This window comes from Reyranella sp. CPCC 100927 (assembly GCF_007859315.1).
Classification (GTDB): Bacteria; Pseudomonadota; Alphaproteobacteria; order Reyranellales; family Reyranellaceae; genus Vineibacter.
This window is the reverse complement of record NZ_VOHA01000015.1, coordinates 95,448-111,184: the sequence shown is the minus strand read 5'-3', so window position 1 is coordinate 111,184 and position 15,737 is coordinate 95,448. Positions and strand designations below refer to the sequence as shown.

Sequence of the window (15,737 nt, the reverse complement as noted above, 5' to 3'; positions counted from 1 at the left end):
ATGTCATGGGCCTTGAAAGATTCGACCCGTCGCTGGCAACGCACGACCTGATCCAGGATCTGAAATGGTCACCGGCCTTGCGCGAGGAATTCGTCCTCAACGAAGCCGGCGTGCTCGATCGCTATCCGCTGCGCCAGGATGAACGGTACGCGATCGAAACCCGCGATTTCCGCACGCTGTACGACATCGGCCTGCATCCTTATCTCGGCGGCCAGCTGGCGCGCCTGATCTTCGGCAACGAGGCCGGCAAGGGCGCCACCGTCGCCGTCAACAAGCTGGTCGAGTCGCTGCAGGGCAAAGGGCCGGTCACCTAAGCGCCGGGAGCGCACCCGCAAAAGCGACCGACCGCCTCGCGGAATGCGTCGGCGCGCATGCCGGCATTACGCGTTTGACGACCCACGCGGGCGCAGCGATTTGTATGGTATCCCTGCCGAATGCCGGGAGGGTTGGCCATGCGATTCAGTTTCACGCACGAGCAGGAGGAGTTCCGCACCATCGTGCGGCGCTTGCTGGACGCGCGCTCACCGGTATCGGAAGTCCGGCGCCTGATGGCGACCGACGCGGGCTTTGACCGCGACGCCTGGAAGAAGCTCAACCAGGAGCTGGGGCTCACAGCGATCCTCATCCCGGAAGCCTACGGCGGCCAGGGCTTCGGCCATGCCGAGCTCGCCATCGTGCTGGAGGAGATGGGACGCGGCCTGCTGTGCGCGCCGTTCTTCTCGACTGCTGTCCTGGCGACGACGGCGATCTTGAATGCCGCAAGCGAAGCGCAGAAGCAGGCCTTGCTGCCGGCGATCGCGGCCGGCGATGTCACCGCGACGCTGGCATTCTCGGAAGACGACGGCCGCAACGACGGCGCCGGCGTCACCATGACCGCGACGCCGTCAGGCGGTGCCTGGCGCCTGGATGGCATCAAGAGCTTCGTGCTGGACGGTCACACCGCCGATCTGATCGTCGTGCTGGCCCGCAGCCCCGGGTCGAGCGGCGAAAGCGGGCTGTCGTTCTTCACCGTCTCAGGTGACGCCAAGGGGCTGCAGCGGCGGCGGCTCAAGACCATGGACGAGACTCGCAAGCTGGCGCGACTGCAGTTCGCCGGCGTCGAGGCCGAGCTTCTGGGCGACGCGGGTGCAGCGGCGGGACCTTTCGCCAAGACCCTGCAGCAGGCCAACGTGCTGCTCGCCAACGAAATGGTGGGCGGCGCCGAGAAGCTGCGTCAGGCGGCACTGGACTACGTCAAGATGCGCATGCAGTTCGGCCGCTCGATCGCCTCGTTCCAGACCACCAAGAACAAGGCCGCCGACATGCTGGTCGACGTCGAGCTGGCGAAGTCGGCCGCCTACTACGCCGCCACGGCGCTGGACGACGGCGACGACGATCTGCCGGCGATCGCCTCACTGGCCAAGGCGAGCGCCGCCGAGGCCTATCTGCAGACGGCGATCCACGCCATCCAGATGCATGGCGGCATCGGCTTCACCTGGGACAACGACACCCACCTCTGGTTCAAACGCGCCAAGAGCTCGGAAATCCTGTTCGGCGATGCCAACGAGCATCGCGAGCGGATGCTCCAGGCCTGGGGACACTAGGAGACCGCTCATGAGCGAACCGACGGAAGACACGGTCCGCGCCGAGGTGCGGGCGTGGCTGGAAGCCAACTGGAGCCCGGACCTGGGCCTGGTCGACTGGCGCAACAAGCTCGCCGATTCGGGCTGGGGTGTGCCGCATTGGCCGAAGAAATGGTACGGGCGGGACCTGCCCGAAGCGCTGGTGCCGGTCGTCGACGACGAGTTCCGGCGCATCGGCGCGATCGGCGTCGCCAAGGCCGGCATCCGCACCTTGGCGGCGGCTACCATCCTGGCGCACGGCACCGACTTCCATAAGGAGAAGTACCTCAGGCGGATCCTCACCGGCGAGGATACCTGGTGCCAGCTGTTCAGCGAGCCGGGCAGCGGCTCGGACCTGGCCGGCGCCGTGACGCGCGCCGACTTCAAGGGCAATCACTGGGTGATCAACGGCCAGAAGGTATGGACCACCAGTGCCCACAAGGCGCACTGGGGCCTGCTGCTGGCGCGCGCCAACTGGGACGTGGCCAAGCACAAGGGGCTGGCCTACTTCATCCTCGACATGAAGCAGCCTGGCGTGGAGGTGCATCCGCTCAGGCAGATGAACGGGCACGCCTCGTTCAACCAGGTGTTCTTCACCGACGCCATCGTCGAGCCCGAGTTCCTGGTCTCCGATGTCGGCGACGGCTGGAAGGTGGCGACGACGACCTTGATGCACGAGCGGCGCGGCGCCGACAGCCTGCGCAGCTGGGCCACGGCGTCGGATCGCAAGGGCCGCATCTACGAGGAAGAGCGGGCCGAGATCGCGACGACCATGGAGCCCTACAAGTGGTATCCGCAGCGCGCCGGCCGCGTCGACCTGGTGCTGGAGCGGGCCAAGGCCACCGGCAAGATCAAAGACCCCGTGGTGCGGCAGGACATCGCCAAGCTGCTGATCATGGCCAAGACGGCGGAGTGGACGGCACGCCGCGCCCGTGCAGCGCAGGAGCTGGGGCGGCCGCAGGGACCGGAGGGATCGCTGGGCAAGCTGGTATCGAGTCACGTGGCGCGCGCGGCAGCACGCGTTCACACGCACATCGATGGCGCCAACGCGTTGCTGAGCGGCGAGGACGGCACGCTGGGCGGCGTGATCGCCGAGATCCTGGTGTCGGTACCCGGCGGCTCGATCGCCGGCGGCACGGACGAGATCCAGCGCAACATCATCTCTGAGCGCGTGCTGGGCATGCCCAAGGAGCCCAGCGTCGACACCAACAAGCCGTTCCGCGACGTGCCCCGCAACATCGTCTCGTCGTAGGTTTTCACCTCTCCCGCAAGCGGGAGAGGAGCAAAAAAGAGGAAACGCATGACGTCAGGGATTGCAGCAGAAGACTGGATTGCCCATCACGCCCGCTTCATGCCGCAGGCGCCGGCGGCACACGATCTGGCCTCCGACCGGCGCTTCACCTATGCCGCGTTCGATGACCGCATCGGTCGCGCCGCGCGCTGGCTGAAGACGGCATTCGGTGTCCGCCAGGGCGATCGCGTCGCCGTGCTCAGCATGAACGACACGGATGTCTTCGAGCTGCAGTTCGCCTGTCGCCGGCTGGGCGCGATCTTCCTGCCGCTGAACTGGCGGCTGGCCGTGCCCGAGCTCGAGTTCATCTGCAAGGACGCCACACCCGGCGTGCTGATCTTCGGCGATGAGTTCGCCGATGCCGCTGCGCAGATCGCGCGCCTGGCCGGCGTGCCGCACAGCGCCAACCTCGCCAACGGCAAACCCAGTGCCTACGAGGCCGGCCTGGCGGCGGCGACGGGCGACCTCTCGCCGCCGGTGATGGATCTCGATGACACCTGGACCATTATGTACACGTCGGGCACGACAGGGCGGCCCAAGGGTGCGCAGATCACCTACCGGATGTGCACCTTCAACGCCATCCAATGCGCCATGACCGTCGGCTTGACGGCGCAGTCCAAGAACCTGGTGTTCCTGCCGACCTTCCACACCGGCGGACTGAACGTCTACGCCAACCCGACCTTCCATACCGGCGGCTGCAACGTGGTGATGCGCAGCTTCGATCCGGCAATGTTCCTGCGCCTGCTGACCGACAAGCAGCTGCATCTCACCCACCTGCTGGGCGTGCCCACCAACTTCCTGATGTTGGCGCAGGAACCCGGCTTCGCCAGCGCCGACCTGTCCCATATCGTCTGCATCGGCGTCGGCGGCGCCGCGGCACCCCTGGCGCTGATCGAGGAGTACGGCCGCAAGGGCATCATGCTGCAGCAAGGCTGGGGCATGACCGAGACCGGGCCGCTGGGCCTGATGCTGTCGGGCGACCAGGCGCTGGCCAAGGTCGGCTCGTCCGGCCTGCCGCCGCTCTACGTGCGGCTGAAGATCTGCGATCCTGAGGGCAACGAGGTGCCGCGTGGCCAGACCGGCGAGCTGATGATCAAGGGCCCGACGGTGATGCCGGGCTATTGGAACCGACCGGAAGCCAATCGTGCCGCCTTCACCGACGGCTGGCTGCACACCGGCGATGCGGCGCGCCAGGACGAGGACGGCTACTACTATATCGTCGATCGCTGGAAGGACATGTTCATCTCCGGCGGCGAGAACGTCTACCCGGCCGAAGTCGAGAACGTGATCTATCAGCTCGACGGCGTGCTGGAGAACGCCGTGGTCGGTGTGCCGCACCAGAAGTGGGGCGAGGTCGGCCGCGCCTATGTCGTGCTCAAGCCGGGCGCCAACCTCGACGACGAGGCCGTGCTGCAGCACTGCGGCTCTCAGCTGGCGCGCTACAAGGTGCCCAAGGAAGTGCGCTTTCTCGACGAACTGCCCCACAACGCGACCGGCAAGGTCCTGAAGCACCAGCTGCCGCGGACGTAGCACTGTCATCCCGAGCACAGCGAGGGATCTTCTCGAAAAGGCGCACAGCGTCAATCGCGGGAGATCCCTCGCTGCGCTCGGGATGACGTGTTCGCCACCACTACACCGTATTGGCGACGGCGTCGGTGCGCCAGAGGTGCTCGCGCCAGCGCACGGCGATGACCAGGAGAAATCCGAGACCGATCACGCAATAAGCACTGGCCGTCGCCGCGAAGCCAAAGCGCTCGATCAGCGGCCCGGCGGCGAGCAGGCCAACGGGATAGCCGTACACCGCCAGCATGCGCACACCCATGATGCAGCCGCGCAGCGGCGCCGGAACGGTGCGCAGCAGGGCAACAGCCATCGGCACCATGCACAGGCTTTGCACCAGGCCGGCGAACAGCAGAATGGCGCTGCCCAGCACCGGTTCGCGCACCCAGGCGAAGGCGATGGTTGCGGCGTACCACAGCACGCCGAACACCAGCATGATCCGCGCCGGATGGATCGCCGCGCCACGGACACTGAGCGCGATCGATCCGATCAGCGCGCCGCCGGCGAAGCTGGCGACCAGCCACCCTAGCCCGCGTTGATCGAGGTGATAGATGTCCTTGGCGACATGCGCCAGCAGCGCGCCGGTCAGCGGGAAGACCGTAAGGTTGACGAGGAACGCCAGATACATGGTCGCCCGCAGCGGCGGCGTCGCCCAGATATAGGCAAGGCCTGCGCGCAGGTCGTGCAACGGCGACGTGCGCGCGGCGACGGTCCCTGACGTACCGTACGCACCGCCGCCGGCAACACCCAGGGTCAGCAGGACGCTCAGCACGTAGAAGCCGCACACCGCGATATAGGCGGAGCCCATGCCTACGGTCGCGACCAGGCCGGCGCCCGCCAGCGCACCGGCGACGCGGGCGGAATCCATCGTGGTGCGCGAGACGCCCATGGCCTGCATCAGCAGACCCGCCGGCATCGTGTCGCCGATCAGCACGTTGCGCATCACGAGATCGGAAGGTCGGATGGTGCCCGCCACCAGGGCAACGGCAAAAACGGCAGATGGGGTCGCGGTCCCGGTGAAGAAGAGCACCATCAGGATGGCTGCCAGCAGGGCATAGGCCACGCGCATCAGGCACAGCAGATTGCGGTAGCCGATGCGATCACCGGCCACGCCGAACAACGGCGCCACCAGGGTGCCGAGGAACTGCAGCGAGCCGAACAGCGCCAGCATGACGACGGAGCCGGTCTCGACCAGCATGTACCAGCCGAGAATCAGCGTCTCCATCTCGAACGCCCACGAGGCGGCGAGATCGGCCGGCCACTGGAAACGAAAGCTGCGGACGCCGAACGGCGCCAACGCCGGTACCCGCGCGGTGAGGCTCATGCGTGGATCAGACTGAACCTGGGAGCGCGGGCGTCCCGCCCGCTCATGTCAGGCGAGAGCAACGCCTTCGCCTTGAGCGGGCCAGAGGCCCGCGCTCCCAGGGGCATGATTTCGACCCCTTCATCCCGCTCTTTTCACCAGCGTCTCGATCTCGGCCAGGCGCGGGCCCACACGCTCGGGCCGCTGGCTGCCGAGATTCACCACCAGGCGATCGACGCCGACATCGGCATAGGCCTGCATCGCGTCGACCGACATCGACACCGGCGGCGTGATGATGATCTGGAACGCCTTGTCGCGCTTGCGGCCGGCCTTGGCGAACGCCGCGTCGAGCTGGTCCAGCATCTGCTTCGTGCCGGCCGGATCGCGGTTGAAGCCGTACCAGCCGGCGCCGAAGCGCACGGCACGGCGCATCGCTGCGTCGGCATAGCCACCGACGATGATCGGGATGTGCGGCTTCTGGATCGGCTTGGGATCCATGCGCATGGTCTCGAATTTCACCCACTTGCCGGTGAAGTCGACGACCGGCTCGGTCCACAGGCGCCGCATGACTTCGAGGAACTCATCGCAGCGCGCACCGCGATCTTCCCAGCGATAGCCGCAGGCCTCGACCTCCTCCTTGTTCCATCCCACGCCGATGCCGAAATCGATGCGCCCGTCCGACAGCCAGTCGAGCGTGCACATCTCCTTGGCGGTGTAGATCGGGTTGCGCTGCGGCACCAAGGCCACACCGGTACCGAAGCGCACCGACTTCGTGGCGGCAGCCAGGAAGCCGAAGGTAGCGGTGACATCCAGCATGCCGCCGCCATCGGGAACGGGAATGCGGCCGTCCTTCGAACCGGGATAGCCGTAGGTGTTCTTGTCGAACAGCGCCACGTGCTCGCCCATCCAGATGGATTCCAACCCGATATCCTCGGCACGCCGGCCGAAATCGCGGATCATCTGCGGCGTCGCCAGCGGTGACATGAACGTGGAAAAAACGCCGATCTTCATGGGCCGGTTCCTCCTGGTTCGTTGCCGCAGCTTGGCCCAAAGCGCCGCCGCTTACTGTGCGCTTGTTGTCATGGCTGGCATTCGGGCGGCAGCCGGCGTGAGCGGTCGCGTCAGCGCAACGTCCGGAAGTAGGCGCGCACGTCCTCGACGAACAGACCGGGCTGCTCGAACGCCGCGAAGTGACCGCCCTTGGGCATCTCGCGCCAGTGGCGGATGTTGACGTAGCGGTCTTCCATCCAGTGCCGCACCGGCGTCACGATCTCCTTGGGGTACACCGCAACACCGGTCGGCACCGTGATCTTGTCGAACGCCCGAGTCCCGGGCCGGAAACTTTCCCAGTAGAGGCGGGCCGATGACGTGGCCGTGGCCGTCACCCAATAAAGCATGACGTTGTCGAGCAGTTCGTCACGGCCGAGGATGTTCTCGGGGTGCCCGTCGCAATCGGTCCAGGCCCAGAACTTTTCCAGGATCCAGGCTGCCTGGCCGGCCGGCGAATCGGTCAGGCCATAGCCCAACGTCTGCGGCCGGGTCGATTGCTGCTTGGAGTATCCCGAATCCCAGTCGGCGTAGTCCTTGATCCCTTTCAGGGCCCGCGCCTCCTGCGGCGTCGGTGCACCCTGGACATTGGGCCGGCTGGCCATGGCGAGGGTCACGTGGATGCCGGCGCAATGCTGGGGATCCTGCGTGCCGAGCGAAGCGGTCACCGCCGACCCCCAATCACCGCCCTGGGCGCCGTAACGGGCGTAGCCGAGACGATCCATCAGCGCCGCCCAGGCCGCCGCAATGCGGTCGACACCCCAGCCGGTGGCCGTGGGCTTGGCCGAGAAGCCGAAGCCCGGTAGCGACGGGCAAACGACATGAAACGCATCGGCCGCATCGCCACCGTGGGCGGTCGGATCGACCAGCGGCTCGATCACCTTGTGGAACTCGACGATGGAGCCCGGCCAGCCGTGGGTGATGATCAGCGGCATGGCGTTGGCGTGCGGCGAGCGCGCATGGATGAAGTGGATATCGAGCCCGTCGATCGCGGTGGTGAACTGCGCGAAGCGGTTGAGCAGCGCCTCGCGGCGGCGCCAGTCGTATTCCTCGGCCCAGTAGCGGCAGATCTCCTGGATCCAAGTCAGCGGCGCGCCCTGGCTCCAGTCGCCGACCAACTCGGCCTCCGGCCAGCGGGTCTTACGCAAGCGGGCGCGCAGGTCGTCCAAGATATCGTCGCCGATGGCGATACGGAAAGGCGTCACGGCGCCGGGCATCGGGTTCCTCCGGAATGTTCGTATCCTCGTACGAACAGGTTAGCCGGTGATACCCGCGCGCGGCAAATGACCGAGAGTGACTATGGAGTCGACAAATGCCATCCCGCCATCAATGGCGGCGCGTTGTCCGGGGTACACGCCTGACGGCGGTCATGGCGTTGCGGGCCTGGTTTCCGGTCAAATCGGCCAGGACCTCCATCAAAGCGCGCAAGGCGATCGGTTTGGGGAAATAGTCCAGTGCCCCTTCCTCCCGCGCCCGCGCGATCTCCTCTTCGCTGGCGTGACCCGACATCACGAAGGTCGCCGGCTTGTGGTCCAGGTCGAGGCAGGCCCGCACGACATCGATACCGCTGCCGTCGGGCATGCGAATGTCGGTCAGCAGCACGTCGAACGGCCCGTTCTGGCCCAGCGTGTGGATCGCCGCCATCGCACCATCGACACACATCACGGTATGACCTCGACGGCTCAGGATCCCACGAAGCTCGTCCAGGATCTCAGGTTCATCGTCGACCAGAAGAATCTTCATGAGCGCTTGTCCCACTCACCGCATCCCATGGCATTAGTGAATAATCAAAACCCGACTGAATTGTGCCGACTATATGCTGGAATCCTGTCCTGTCGGCGCCGAAATACTCCAAATTGACCCGATCCCGATCCGCAAATCGGGACGACCGGACAGTGGCGAATGCTCGCTCATATGAGCCCGAAAGGCGTGATTTTTTCGAACGCGTACACCATATTCATGTCCGGTCCGCCCGGCATCCCGCCGGCGGCACAGTCGAGGAGGTTGCCATGACACTGCGGGACGCCTGATCGAGGAATATCGCCAGCACTGCTTGGATGCGGATATTCCTCTTGAGCTCAACACCTCGGTTCGCCCGCCTGAGGGTGACGACAGTACACTCTTCATCTCCGCGGGCATGCAGCGCTTCAAGTCGCTGTTCGCCGACACCAGCTATGTCGGCACCGTCGCCAACATCCAGTCCTGCCTGCGCCTGAACGACCTCGAAGAGGTCGGCGATGGCACGCACTGCCTGCGCTTCGACATGATGGGGCTGTTCTCCTTCCGCCAGATGGCGGTCGGCGACGGCATCGCGTTCTGGCACGCTTACCTGCGCCGCATCGGCATCACGCCGACGCACGTCACGGTCCACCCCGACAGGACGGCCTTGTGGCGCGACCTGCATCCCGCCGATATCGAGGTGCGGCCTGATCCCGATTGCACGTGGTCGGACGGTGGGACGGGCGGCTACTGCACCGAGTTCTATGTCGGCGACATCGAGATCGGCAACATCGTGAACCCACGCGGCGATTGCCTCGATGTCGGGTTCGGCCTTCAGCGGCTGGAGCACGTGCTGGGCGTGCCACCGCCGTCCGCGGTCGATCTCCTGCGCGAGGGCATCAGCGCCATCCTGGATGCCGGCTACGTACCCGGCAACAAGGCGCAGGGCTATGCGCTGCGGCGCCTGTTGCGCACCCTGTGGCGGCAAGGCGGCACGCTGGACCACCCGGTGTTCCACGCCGAGCGCCAGCGCCAGGAGCGGCTGCGCGCGATGTACCATCGCCTGGCACCACGGCATCCCGGCATGTCGGCGGCGTGGTGGTTCGACACCCATGGCATCGTCCTTGCGGACGTCGAGGACACATAGGCACCGATTCCGCCGGGTTGCGCTGACGCAGCCCGGCGGGACCGAAGCATCCCGGTCAGCTGCCCAGGTGATTGGGGTCGCGCCAGGCCCTTTCAAAGGGCAGCCGCCAGGCGTGGGGTGCCACCAGCTGGTGGATGGATTTCGGGCCCCATGACTGCGGCGAATAGAGCCGGACCGGCGGCGGTGCTTCGAGCAACGGCGCCGACACCTGCCACAGGCGTTCGATGCCCTCGGCGGTCGTGAACAGCGTGTGATCGCCGCGCATCGCGTCCAGGATCAGGCGTTCGTAGGCTTCCAGCACGTCGCCGGCCCACCCCGTGTCGCGCATGGCGAACTGCATGCTCAGCTTGTCCAGGCGCATGCCGGGGCCAGGCCGTTTGCCGTAGAACGACAGCGACATCTTGGCGGCATCCGCCAGGTCGAAGGTCAGGTGATCCGGCCCCTGGGCGCCGACTCCCGACCCGGGCGGGAACATGCTTTTGGGCGGCTCGCGGAACGCGATGGAAATGATCCGCTGCCCTTCGGCCAGCCGCTTGCCGGTGCGCAGGAAGAACGGCACGCCGGCCCAGCGCCAGTTGTCGATCGCGCACTTCAAGGCGATGAAGGTTTCGGTGTCCGATTCGGGATCGACCCCCTCTTCGCCGCGATACCCGGCATACTGGCCGCGCACGACGTTGCGGGGATCGATCGGCACCAGGCTGCGAAAGACCTTGTTCTTCTCCTCGCTGATCGGTGCCGGCTCGAGCGACGTCGGTGCCTCCATCGCCATGAAGGCGAGGATCTGGAACAGGTGCGTCACCACCATGTCGCGAAACGCGCCGGTCGCCTCGTAGAAAGCGGCACGCTTACCCAGACCCAAGGTCTCGGGGACATCGATCTGCACGTGGTCGATGAAGTTGCGATTCCAGATCGGCTCGAACAGGCCGTTGCCGAAGCGGAACGCCAGGATGTTTTGCGCCGCTTCCTTGCCCAGGAAATGATCGATCCGGAAGATCTGCTCTTCGGCGAAGACCTCATGCAAGCGCGCGTTCAAGGTCACGGCGCTGGCGAGATCGGTGCCGAAGGGCTTTTCCATGATGATCCGGCATCGCTCGACGAGCCCGGCGTCCGCCAGCAACCGTACGGCCGACAGCGCTGCGTTGGGCGGCACGCTCAGATAGTGCACGCGCCGGCTCTCGCCGTCCAACGAACGCTCGGCCGCCGCGACCGCTGCCTTCAGGGCACCGGCGCCAGCCGACAGCGGGACATAGGCCAGGGTCCGGGCGAAGGCAGGCCATTCCTCGCCGTTCGGCTTATGGCTGGAGAACTGCGTCAGCGCCTCGTGGGCAATGGCACGAAAGCCGTCGTCGTCGAGATCTTCCAGCGAGACACCGATGATGCGGCAGCCGGGGATGAACCCGGCGCTGGCGAGACGGAACAGGCCGGGCAGCAGCTTGCGCCGTGCCAGATCGCCGGTGGCCCCCACGAGAACGACGACCTGAGGCTGTCCCGGCCCGACCTGCGACGCGTTTCTCATCACCGCTCCATCTTGCTGTGGCCCCCTGATACCGGGGAATCGTGACTCTGCGAGGACGCGGACGGCGGCCGTTCGTGACGGGCTTCCGGGATCAAGGCGCGCATTCGATCGGCGAACGCACGCAGGCACACTTCCTTCGGCGACAGCGGACCGGTGGTGTAGCACGACGAGGCCATGCCGCCCTGCACGCCTTCAATCAGCACCGTGTCCTCGACATTCACCTGGCGGTTGATGCGCCAGTTCAGGTAGCGCGCCGCCCTCATCTCGCGGTTGGCGCCGGGCAGCACATAGGCGATCTCCCGAATCAGGGTCTCAGTGGGCGAGACCGGGATGAACTGCATGAAATCGACCTGGTCGGGGTAGACGTCGAAGGCGACGTTGGGCCATAGCTTGTAGTAGGCCCAGCGTCGCCGGCAATCGGCTGGCACCTCGGTCAACGCCGGCAGCAGGCGCTGGTAGGCACGCTCGGACCAGTTCGTCGATGGGACGGCCTGCACGTCGCCCGACATCTTGTCGACCCAGTCGCGCGCCTCGATGCGGTAGCTGGTCCCGAACAGGCGCGTGAGGCCGGGATGGGCGACGCCGATATGCAGACCATCGGCATAGTTGTCGGCGACGTTCTTCCAGTTCACCGGCCGCGGCCGCAAGGTCACGCGCCCCTGTGGCACCAGCTTTTCCAGTGCGTATGGTTCCAGTTCGTGGGTGTAGGGCGCCATCATCTGGGCGACGGAGGGCAGCCCCGGTGCGAAGCGCACGAAAATGAAGCCCCGGAAGATCTCCTGCTCCACCGGATGCAGGCTGTAGGCCGACCTGTCGAGGTCTTCAAAGCCCTGCCAGGACGGCACGCCCGCCACGCGTCCGTCGAGGCCATAGGTCCAGGCGTGATAGGGGCAGACCAGGCGCGCCCCGCAATGGCCACGCGCCTGCGACACCAGTCGGGCCGCGCGGTGGCGGCAGACATTGTGGAAGCTGCGCAACGTGCCCTGAGCATCGCGCACCGTCACGACACGCTCGCCCAGGATGTCGAGCGTGATGTAGTCGCCGGCGTGGGGCACCTCGCTGGCATGGCCCATGATGTGCCATGCCAGACGAAAGATCGCCGCCCGCTCCCGTTCGAAGAACCGCGGGTCGCTGTAGGTCCAAGCCGGCAGACTCGCTTCGTACAAACCGCACCCCGCGATGATCGTCTGGCTGACGGCGGGCTATCGGCCGCCCGGTTCCGGTCCCAGCTTCACCAGCAGCTTGCCGAAATTCTCGCCCCGCAGCAGGCCGATGAACGCGCGTGGTGCCTTGTCGATTCCCTCGACGACATCCTCGCGGAATTTCAGCTGGCCGGATTTGATCCAGGCACCCATCTGACGCAGCGCCGGACCGTAGTGGGCGGCGAAGTCCGTCACGATGAAACCGCGCGCCGTGACCCGCTTGCCGACGAACGTACCCAGCAGCCGCGGCCCCATCTCGGGTGCTGCGGCGTTGTACTGCGAGATCGAGCCACACAGCGAGACGCGCGCGTAGGCGTTGAGAAGGCGCAACGCGGCATCGGTGATGACGCCACCGACATTGTCGAAATAGACATCGATGCCGTCGGGACAGGCCGCCTGCAAGGCCGCGTCGAGATCGCCGCCGGCTTTGTAGTCAACGCAGGCATCGAAGCCGAGCGTGTCCTTGACGAAGGCGCACTTGGCAGCACCACCGGCAATACCGACCGCGCGACAGCCCATGATCTTGGCGATCTGGCCCACGACCTGGCCGACGGCACCCGACGCAGCCGACACCACGACCGTCTCGCCCGGCTTGGGCCGGCCGACCTCGAGCAGGCCGAAATACGCCGTCATGCCGGGCATGCCCAGCACGCCGTTGGCGGTCGAGATCGGCGCGATCGACGGATCGATCTTGCGCAACGCCGGGCCGCCGCCGATCGCGTACTCCTGCCAACCCAGGCGGTCTTCCACGATATCGCCAGGCTTGAAGCCGGGATGGTTGGACGCCACCACCTCGCCCACCGTGCCGCCGGTCATCACCTCGCCGATGCCGACCGGCGCGGCATAGGACGCTGCATCGCGCATGCGGCCGCGCATGTACGGATCGAGCGACATGTAGATGACACGCACCAGCACCTCGCGCGGGCCGGGCTGCGGCACGGGCACCTCTTCGATGCGAAAATCACTTTCGGCCGGCTCACCCGGCGGCCGGCGCACCAGGACGACGCGGCGATGGGTCTTGGGAATCATGACGAGCTTCCATGGATGGATGTTGAACGATGCGCCGATAAGACGACCGCGGCATCCCCTTGGCAAGCCTGCGCCGCTCTACGGCGCCCTGAATGTGACCGGCAGGCTGTCCAGTGCATGAATGGCGTTCCCCGGCCGCCAGACCGGTGCGCCGGCGAATTCGATCGCGCCGACCTTGTTGGCGATCGCCGTGAGCAGCGCACTGGCTTCGGCGCGGGCGACATTCTGTCCGACACAGTTGTGGATGCCGACGCCGAATGCCAGGTGTCCGGCCGGCCGGCGCGCAATATCGAAGCGATCGGCGTCCGGCCATTGATCCGGATCGAGATTGGCAGCGCCCAGAACACACAGGATCTTCGCATCCTGCGGAATGGCAACGCCGTTCACGGCGGTGGCCTGGTTCGCGGTCCGGCAGAAGGAATGCACGGGCGACGTGATCCGCAATGTCTCCTCGAATGCCGGCAGCGCCAGGCGCGGGTTCTCCCGCAGCCGCTGGAATTCGCCGGGATGACCGGCCAGACACCAGATCGCATTGCCGATACCGGTCACCGTGGTGTCGACACCGGCCGACAGCAGCGAGCGCACCAGCATGCCGGCCTCGGCTTCGGTGATCTCGCCCGCGTCGGCGGCGGCATAGATCATCGCGCCGAAGCCACCGGGTGCCAGACGCTCGCGCCGGCACTGTTCCATGATCCAGGGAACGACATCCGGCCCCTTGGCCATCGACCGGCGCCGCAGCGCGTTGTCGGGCCCCAGCGCGTTGAACACCATCGCGCCATAGTCCACGAGCCTGCGCGTATCGATCTCGGTCAACCCCACGGCCTGCGGAAAGACGCTGGTCGGATAGGCCTCGGCGAGATCCGGCACGGCATCGAAGGTGCCCTTGGCCAGCAGTGCATCGACAAGCGCGTCGGCCGCGGCCTGGAACGCCTGCCTGAGATCGGTGAGCGCACGCGGCGACATGACCCGGACCATGACCGACCGCGTCTTGGCATGATCCGGCGGATCGACCTCCAGGATGATGCTGGGCGGCCGCCACGGCTTGGCCAGCTTGAAGTCGGTGAGGCCCACGCCGCGCGAGGACACGAAGCGCTGCCAGTCGGAGAAGACCTCCTTGGTCTCCGGGTAGCGGCCGCAGGCGAGCAACGCATAGCGCGGGATGTAGACAAACGGCCCGCGTGCCCGCAGTTCGGCGTAATAGGCCGCCGGCTCGGCCAGGACATCGTCGCTGTAGGGATCGATATCCCAGACAGCCATGCCCTCGGGCGGCGCTATGGCGACATGCTCTTCGAGCAGCGGCGCATCGACCTGGACATTCATGTGCGTCTCGCCCGCATCAGGGGTGGGATGTCCGATTGGTCCGCAGCGTAGACCCGCGCGGATGGCAAGTCATCCGGGCTGCCCGGCGATCGCCAGGTCCCTTCAGCGCACTGCCTGAATTCCTGTAGACTGACGGCATGCGCTCCACGGCCGACCAGGACAATGGACACGCCCTCGCGGGTTTGCATGAGCGTGCACGGAGTCGCATCCGCATCGGCCGCGGCGGTCCGGGGATCGAGCGCATGGAGGCGCAATTCACGGGTGCAGCCTTTTCACCGCACCGCCACGACACCTATGCCATCGGCGTCACCCTGTCGGGCGTCCAGGCGTTCCGCTATCGGGGCGAGCAGAGATACTGCCTTCCCGGCCAATGCCACATCCTTCATCCCGATGAGGCGCATGACGGCCGGGCCGGCACCACCGATGGTTTCGGCTATCGCATGGTCTACCTCGATCCGTCGCTGGTCCAACAGGCGCTCGACGGCAAGCCGCTGCCCTTCGTCGCCGAGCCCGTCGTCGATCGACGCGTTTTTGACGGCATTCCGTTGCACGCACTGTGGCGCCTCGACGATCCGATCGACGATATCGGCCGGATCGAGACGGCAGCCGCGCTGGCCGACATGCTCAGCCGGGCAGCGCGAACGCCAGGTACCCGCACGGCGTTGCGACTGGAGTCGCTGACGCGCGTCCGCGACCGGATCGTGGCGCAACCGGCCGCGCCACTGTCCCTCCACGAGCTCGAACGCATCTCGGGCCTCGACCGCTGGACATTGGCACGCCAGTTCCGCGCCGCTTTCGGCACCAGTCCCAGCCGTTTCCGTACGATGCGCCAGCTGGACCAGGCACGTCGGCTGATCCGGAGTGGCCACCCCTTGGCCACGGCCGCACTCGATGCCGGCTTCGCCGACCAGAGCCACATGTCGCGCATGTTCAAGCGCACCTATGGCCTGACGCCGGCCACGTGGGCCGCCTCGATCGCCTGACCGGCGAGACATCTTGGCG

14 protein-coding genes are annotated in these 15,737 nt (G+C 66.5%); 6 read left to right on the top strand and 8 right to left on the bottom strand.

All coding sequences use genetic code 11. From position 1 onward, the window contains the following. The first annotated feature begins 5 nt into the window (after positions 1-5). From FQU96_RS29745 to FQU96_RS29730, 4 genes are all read left to right on the top strand, one after another. Positions 6-314 carry an extradiol ring-cleavage dioxygenase gene (locus FQU96_RS29745; RefSeq protein ID WP_146545011.1) on the top strand — a complete coding sequence of 103 codons (309 nt, stop codon included), beginning with the start codon at positions 6-8 and terminating at the stop codon, positions 312-314. A 138-nt stretch (positions 315-452) separates the two neighbouring features. Further along, positions 453-1,583, top strand: coding sequence for an acyl-CoA dehydrogenase family protein (locus tag FQU96_RS29740; protein ID WP_146545010.1), 1,131 nt, complete (start codon positions 453-455; stop codon positions 1,581-1,583). A 10-nt stretch (positions 1,584-1,593) separates the two neighbouring features. Further along, positions 1,594-2,853 (top strand): acyl-CoA dehydrogenase family protein, encoded by a 1,260-nt coding sequence (locus FQU96_RS29735; RefSeq protein ID WP_178130780.1) that lies wholly within the window; start codon positions 1,594-1,596, stop codon positions 2,851-2,853. Positions 2,854-2,901: 48 nt separating this feature from the next. Beyond that, entirely contained in the window at positions 2,902-4,422 is a 1,521-nt protein-coding gene (locus FQU96_RS29730) for a long-chain fatty acid--CoA ligase (RefSeq protein ID WP_146545008.1), read from the top strand. 100 nt (positions 4,423-4,522) lie between these two features. Here the strand turns inward: FQU96_RS29730 and FQU96_RS29725 are convergent, their stop codons facing one another. The 4 genes from FQU96_RS29725 to FQU96_RS29710 all read right to left on the bottom strand — a co-directional run bounded on the left by FQU96_RS29725 (position 4,523) and on the right by FQU96_RS29710 (position 8,545). Next, entirely contained in the window at positions 4,523-5,776 is a 1,254-nt protein-coding gene (locus FQU96_RS29725; RefSeq protein WP_146545007.1) for an MFS transporter, read from the bottom strand. Positions 5,777-5,896: 120 nt separating this feature from the next. Further along, positions 5,897-6,766 carry an LLM class F420-dependent oxidoreductase gene (locus tag FQU96_RS29720; RefSeq protein WP_146545006.1) on the bottom strand — a complete coding sequence of 290 codons (870 nt, stop codon included), beginning with the start codon at positions 6,764-6,766 and terminating at the stop codon, positions 5,897-5,899. A 110-nt stretch (positions 6,767-6,876) separates the two neighbouring features. After that, positions 6,877-8,019 (bottom strand): epoxide hydrolase family protein, encoded by a 1,143-nt coding sequence (locus FQU96_RS29715; RefSeq protein ID WP_146545005.1) that lies wholly within the window; start codon positions 8,017-8,019, stop codon positions 6,877-6,879. A 109-nt stretch (positions 8,020-8,128) separates the two neighbouring features. After that, a complete protein-coding gene (locus tag FQU96_RS29710) occupies positions 8,129-8,545 on the bottom strand; it encodes a response regulator (protein WP_146545004.1) in 417 nt (138 codons plus the stop codon). Positions 8,546-8,855: 310 nt separating this feature from the next. On the opposite strand from FQU96_RS29710, the gene FQU96_RS29705 reads away from it, so the two are divergent. Beyond that, the gene (locus FQU96_RS29705) at positions 8,856-9,668 is read left to right on the top strand and encodes an alanine--tRNA ligase-related protein (RefSeq protein WP_255468621.1); all 813 of its coding nucleotides are present in this window, start codon (positions 8,856-8,858) and stop codon (positions 9,666-9,668) included. A 55-nt stretch (positions 9,669-9,723) separates the two neighbouring features. Here FQU96_RS29705 and zwf read toward each other — a convergent pair whose 3' ends face one another. The 4 genes from zwf to FQU96_RS29685 all read right to left on the bottom strand — a co-directional run bounded on the left by zwf (position 9,724) and on the right by FQU96_RS29685 (position 14,735). Then, positions 9,724-11,184, bottom strand: a complete 1,461-nt coding sequence (gene zwf, locus FQU96_RS29700) for a glucose-6-phosphate dehydrogenase (protein WP_146545002.1) — start codon at positions 11,182-11,184, stop codon at positions 9,724-9,726. Then, positions 11,184-12,350, bottom strand: coding sequence for an aromatic ring-hydroxylating dioxygenase subunit alpha (locus tag FQU96_RS29695; protein WP_218574925.1), 1,167 nt, complete (start codon positions 12,348-12,350; stop codon positions 11,184-11,186). The genes zwf and FQU96_RS29695 overlap by 1 nt, the downstream gene beginning before the upstream one ends. A gap of 36 nt (positions 12,351-12,386) precedes the next feature. Then, positions 12,387-13,415 carry an NADP-dependent oxidoreductase gene (locus FQU96_RS29690; RefSeq protein WP_146545001.1) on the bottom strand — a complete coding sequence of 343 codons (1,029 nt, stop codon included), beginning with the start codon at positions 13,413-13,415 and terminating at the stop codon, positions 12,387-12,389. 78 nt (positions 13,416-13,493) lie between these two features. Further along, positions 13,494-14,735, bottom strand: coding sequence for a cytochrome P450 (locus tag FQU96_RS29685; RefSeq protein ID WP_146545000.1), 1,242 nt, complete (start codon positions 14,733-14,735; stop codon positions 13,494-13,496). A 137-nt stretch (positions 14,736-14,872) separates the two neighbouring features. Between FQU96_RS29685 and FQU96_RS29680 the strand changes: the two genes are divergently transcribed. Next, a complete protein-coding gene (locus FQU96_RS29680; RefSeq protein ID WP_146544999.1) occupies positions 14,873-15,718 on the top strand; it encodes an AraC family transcriptional regulator in 846 nt (281 codons plus the stop codon). Positions 15,719-15,737: the final 19 nt, after the last annotated feature.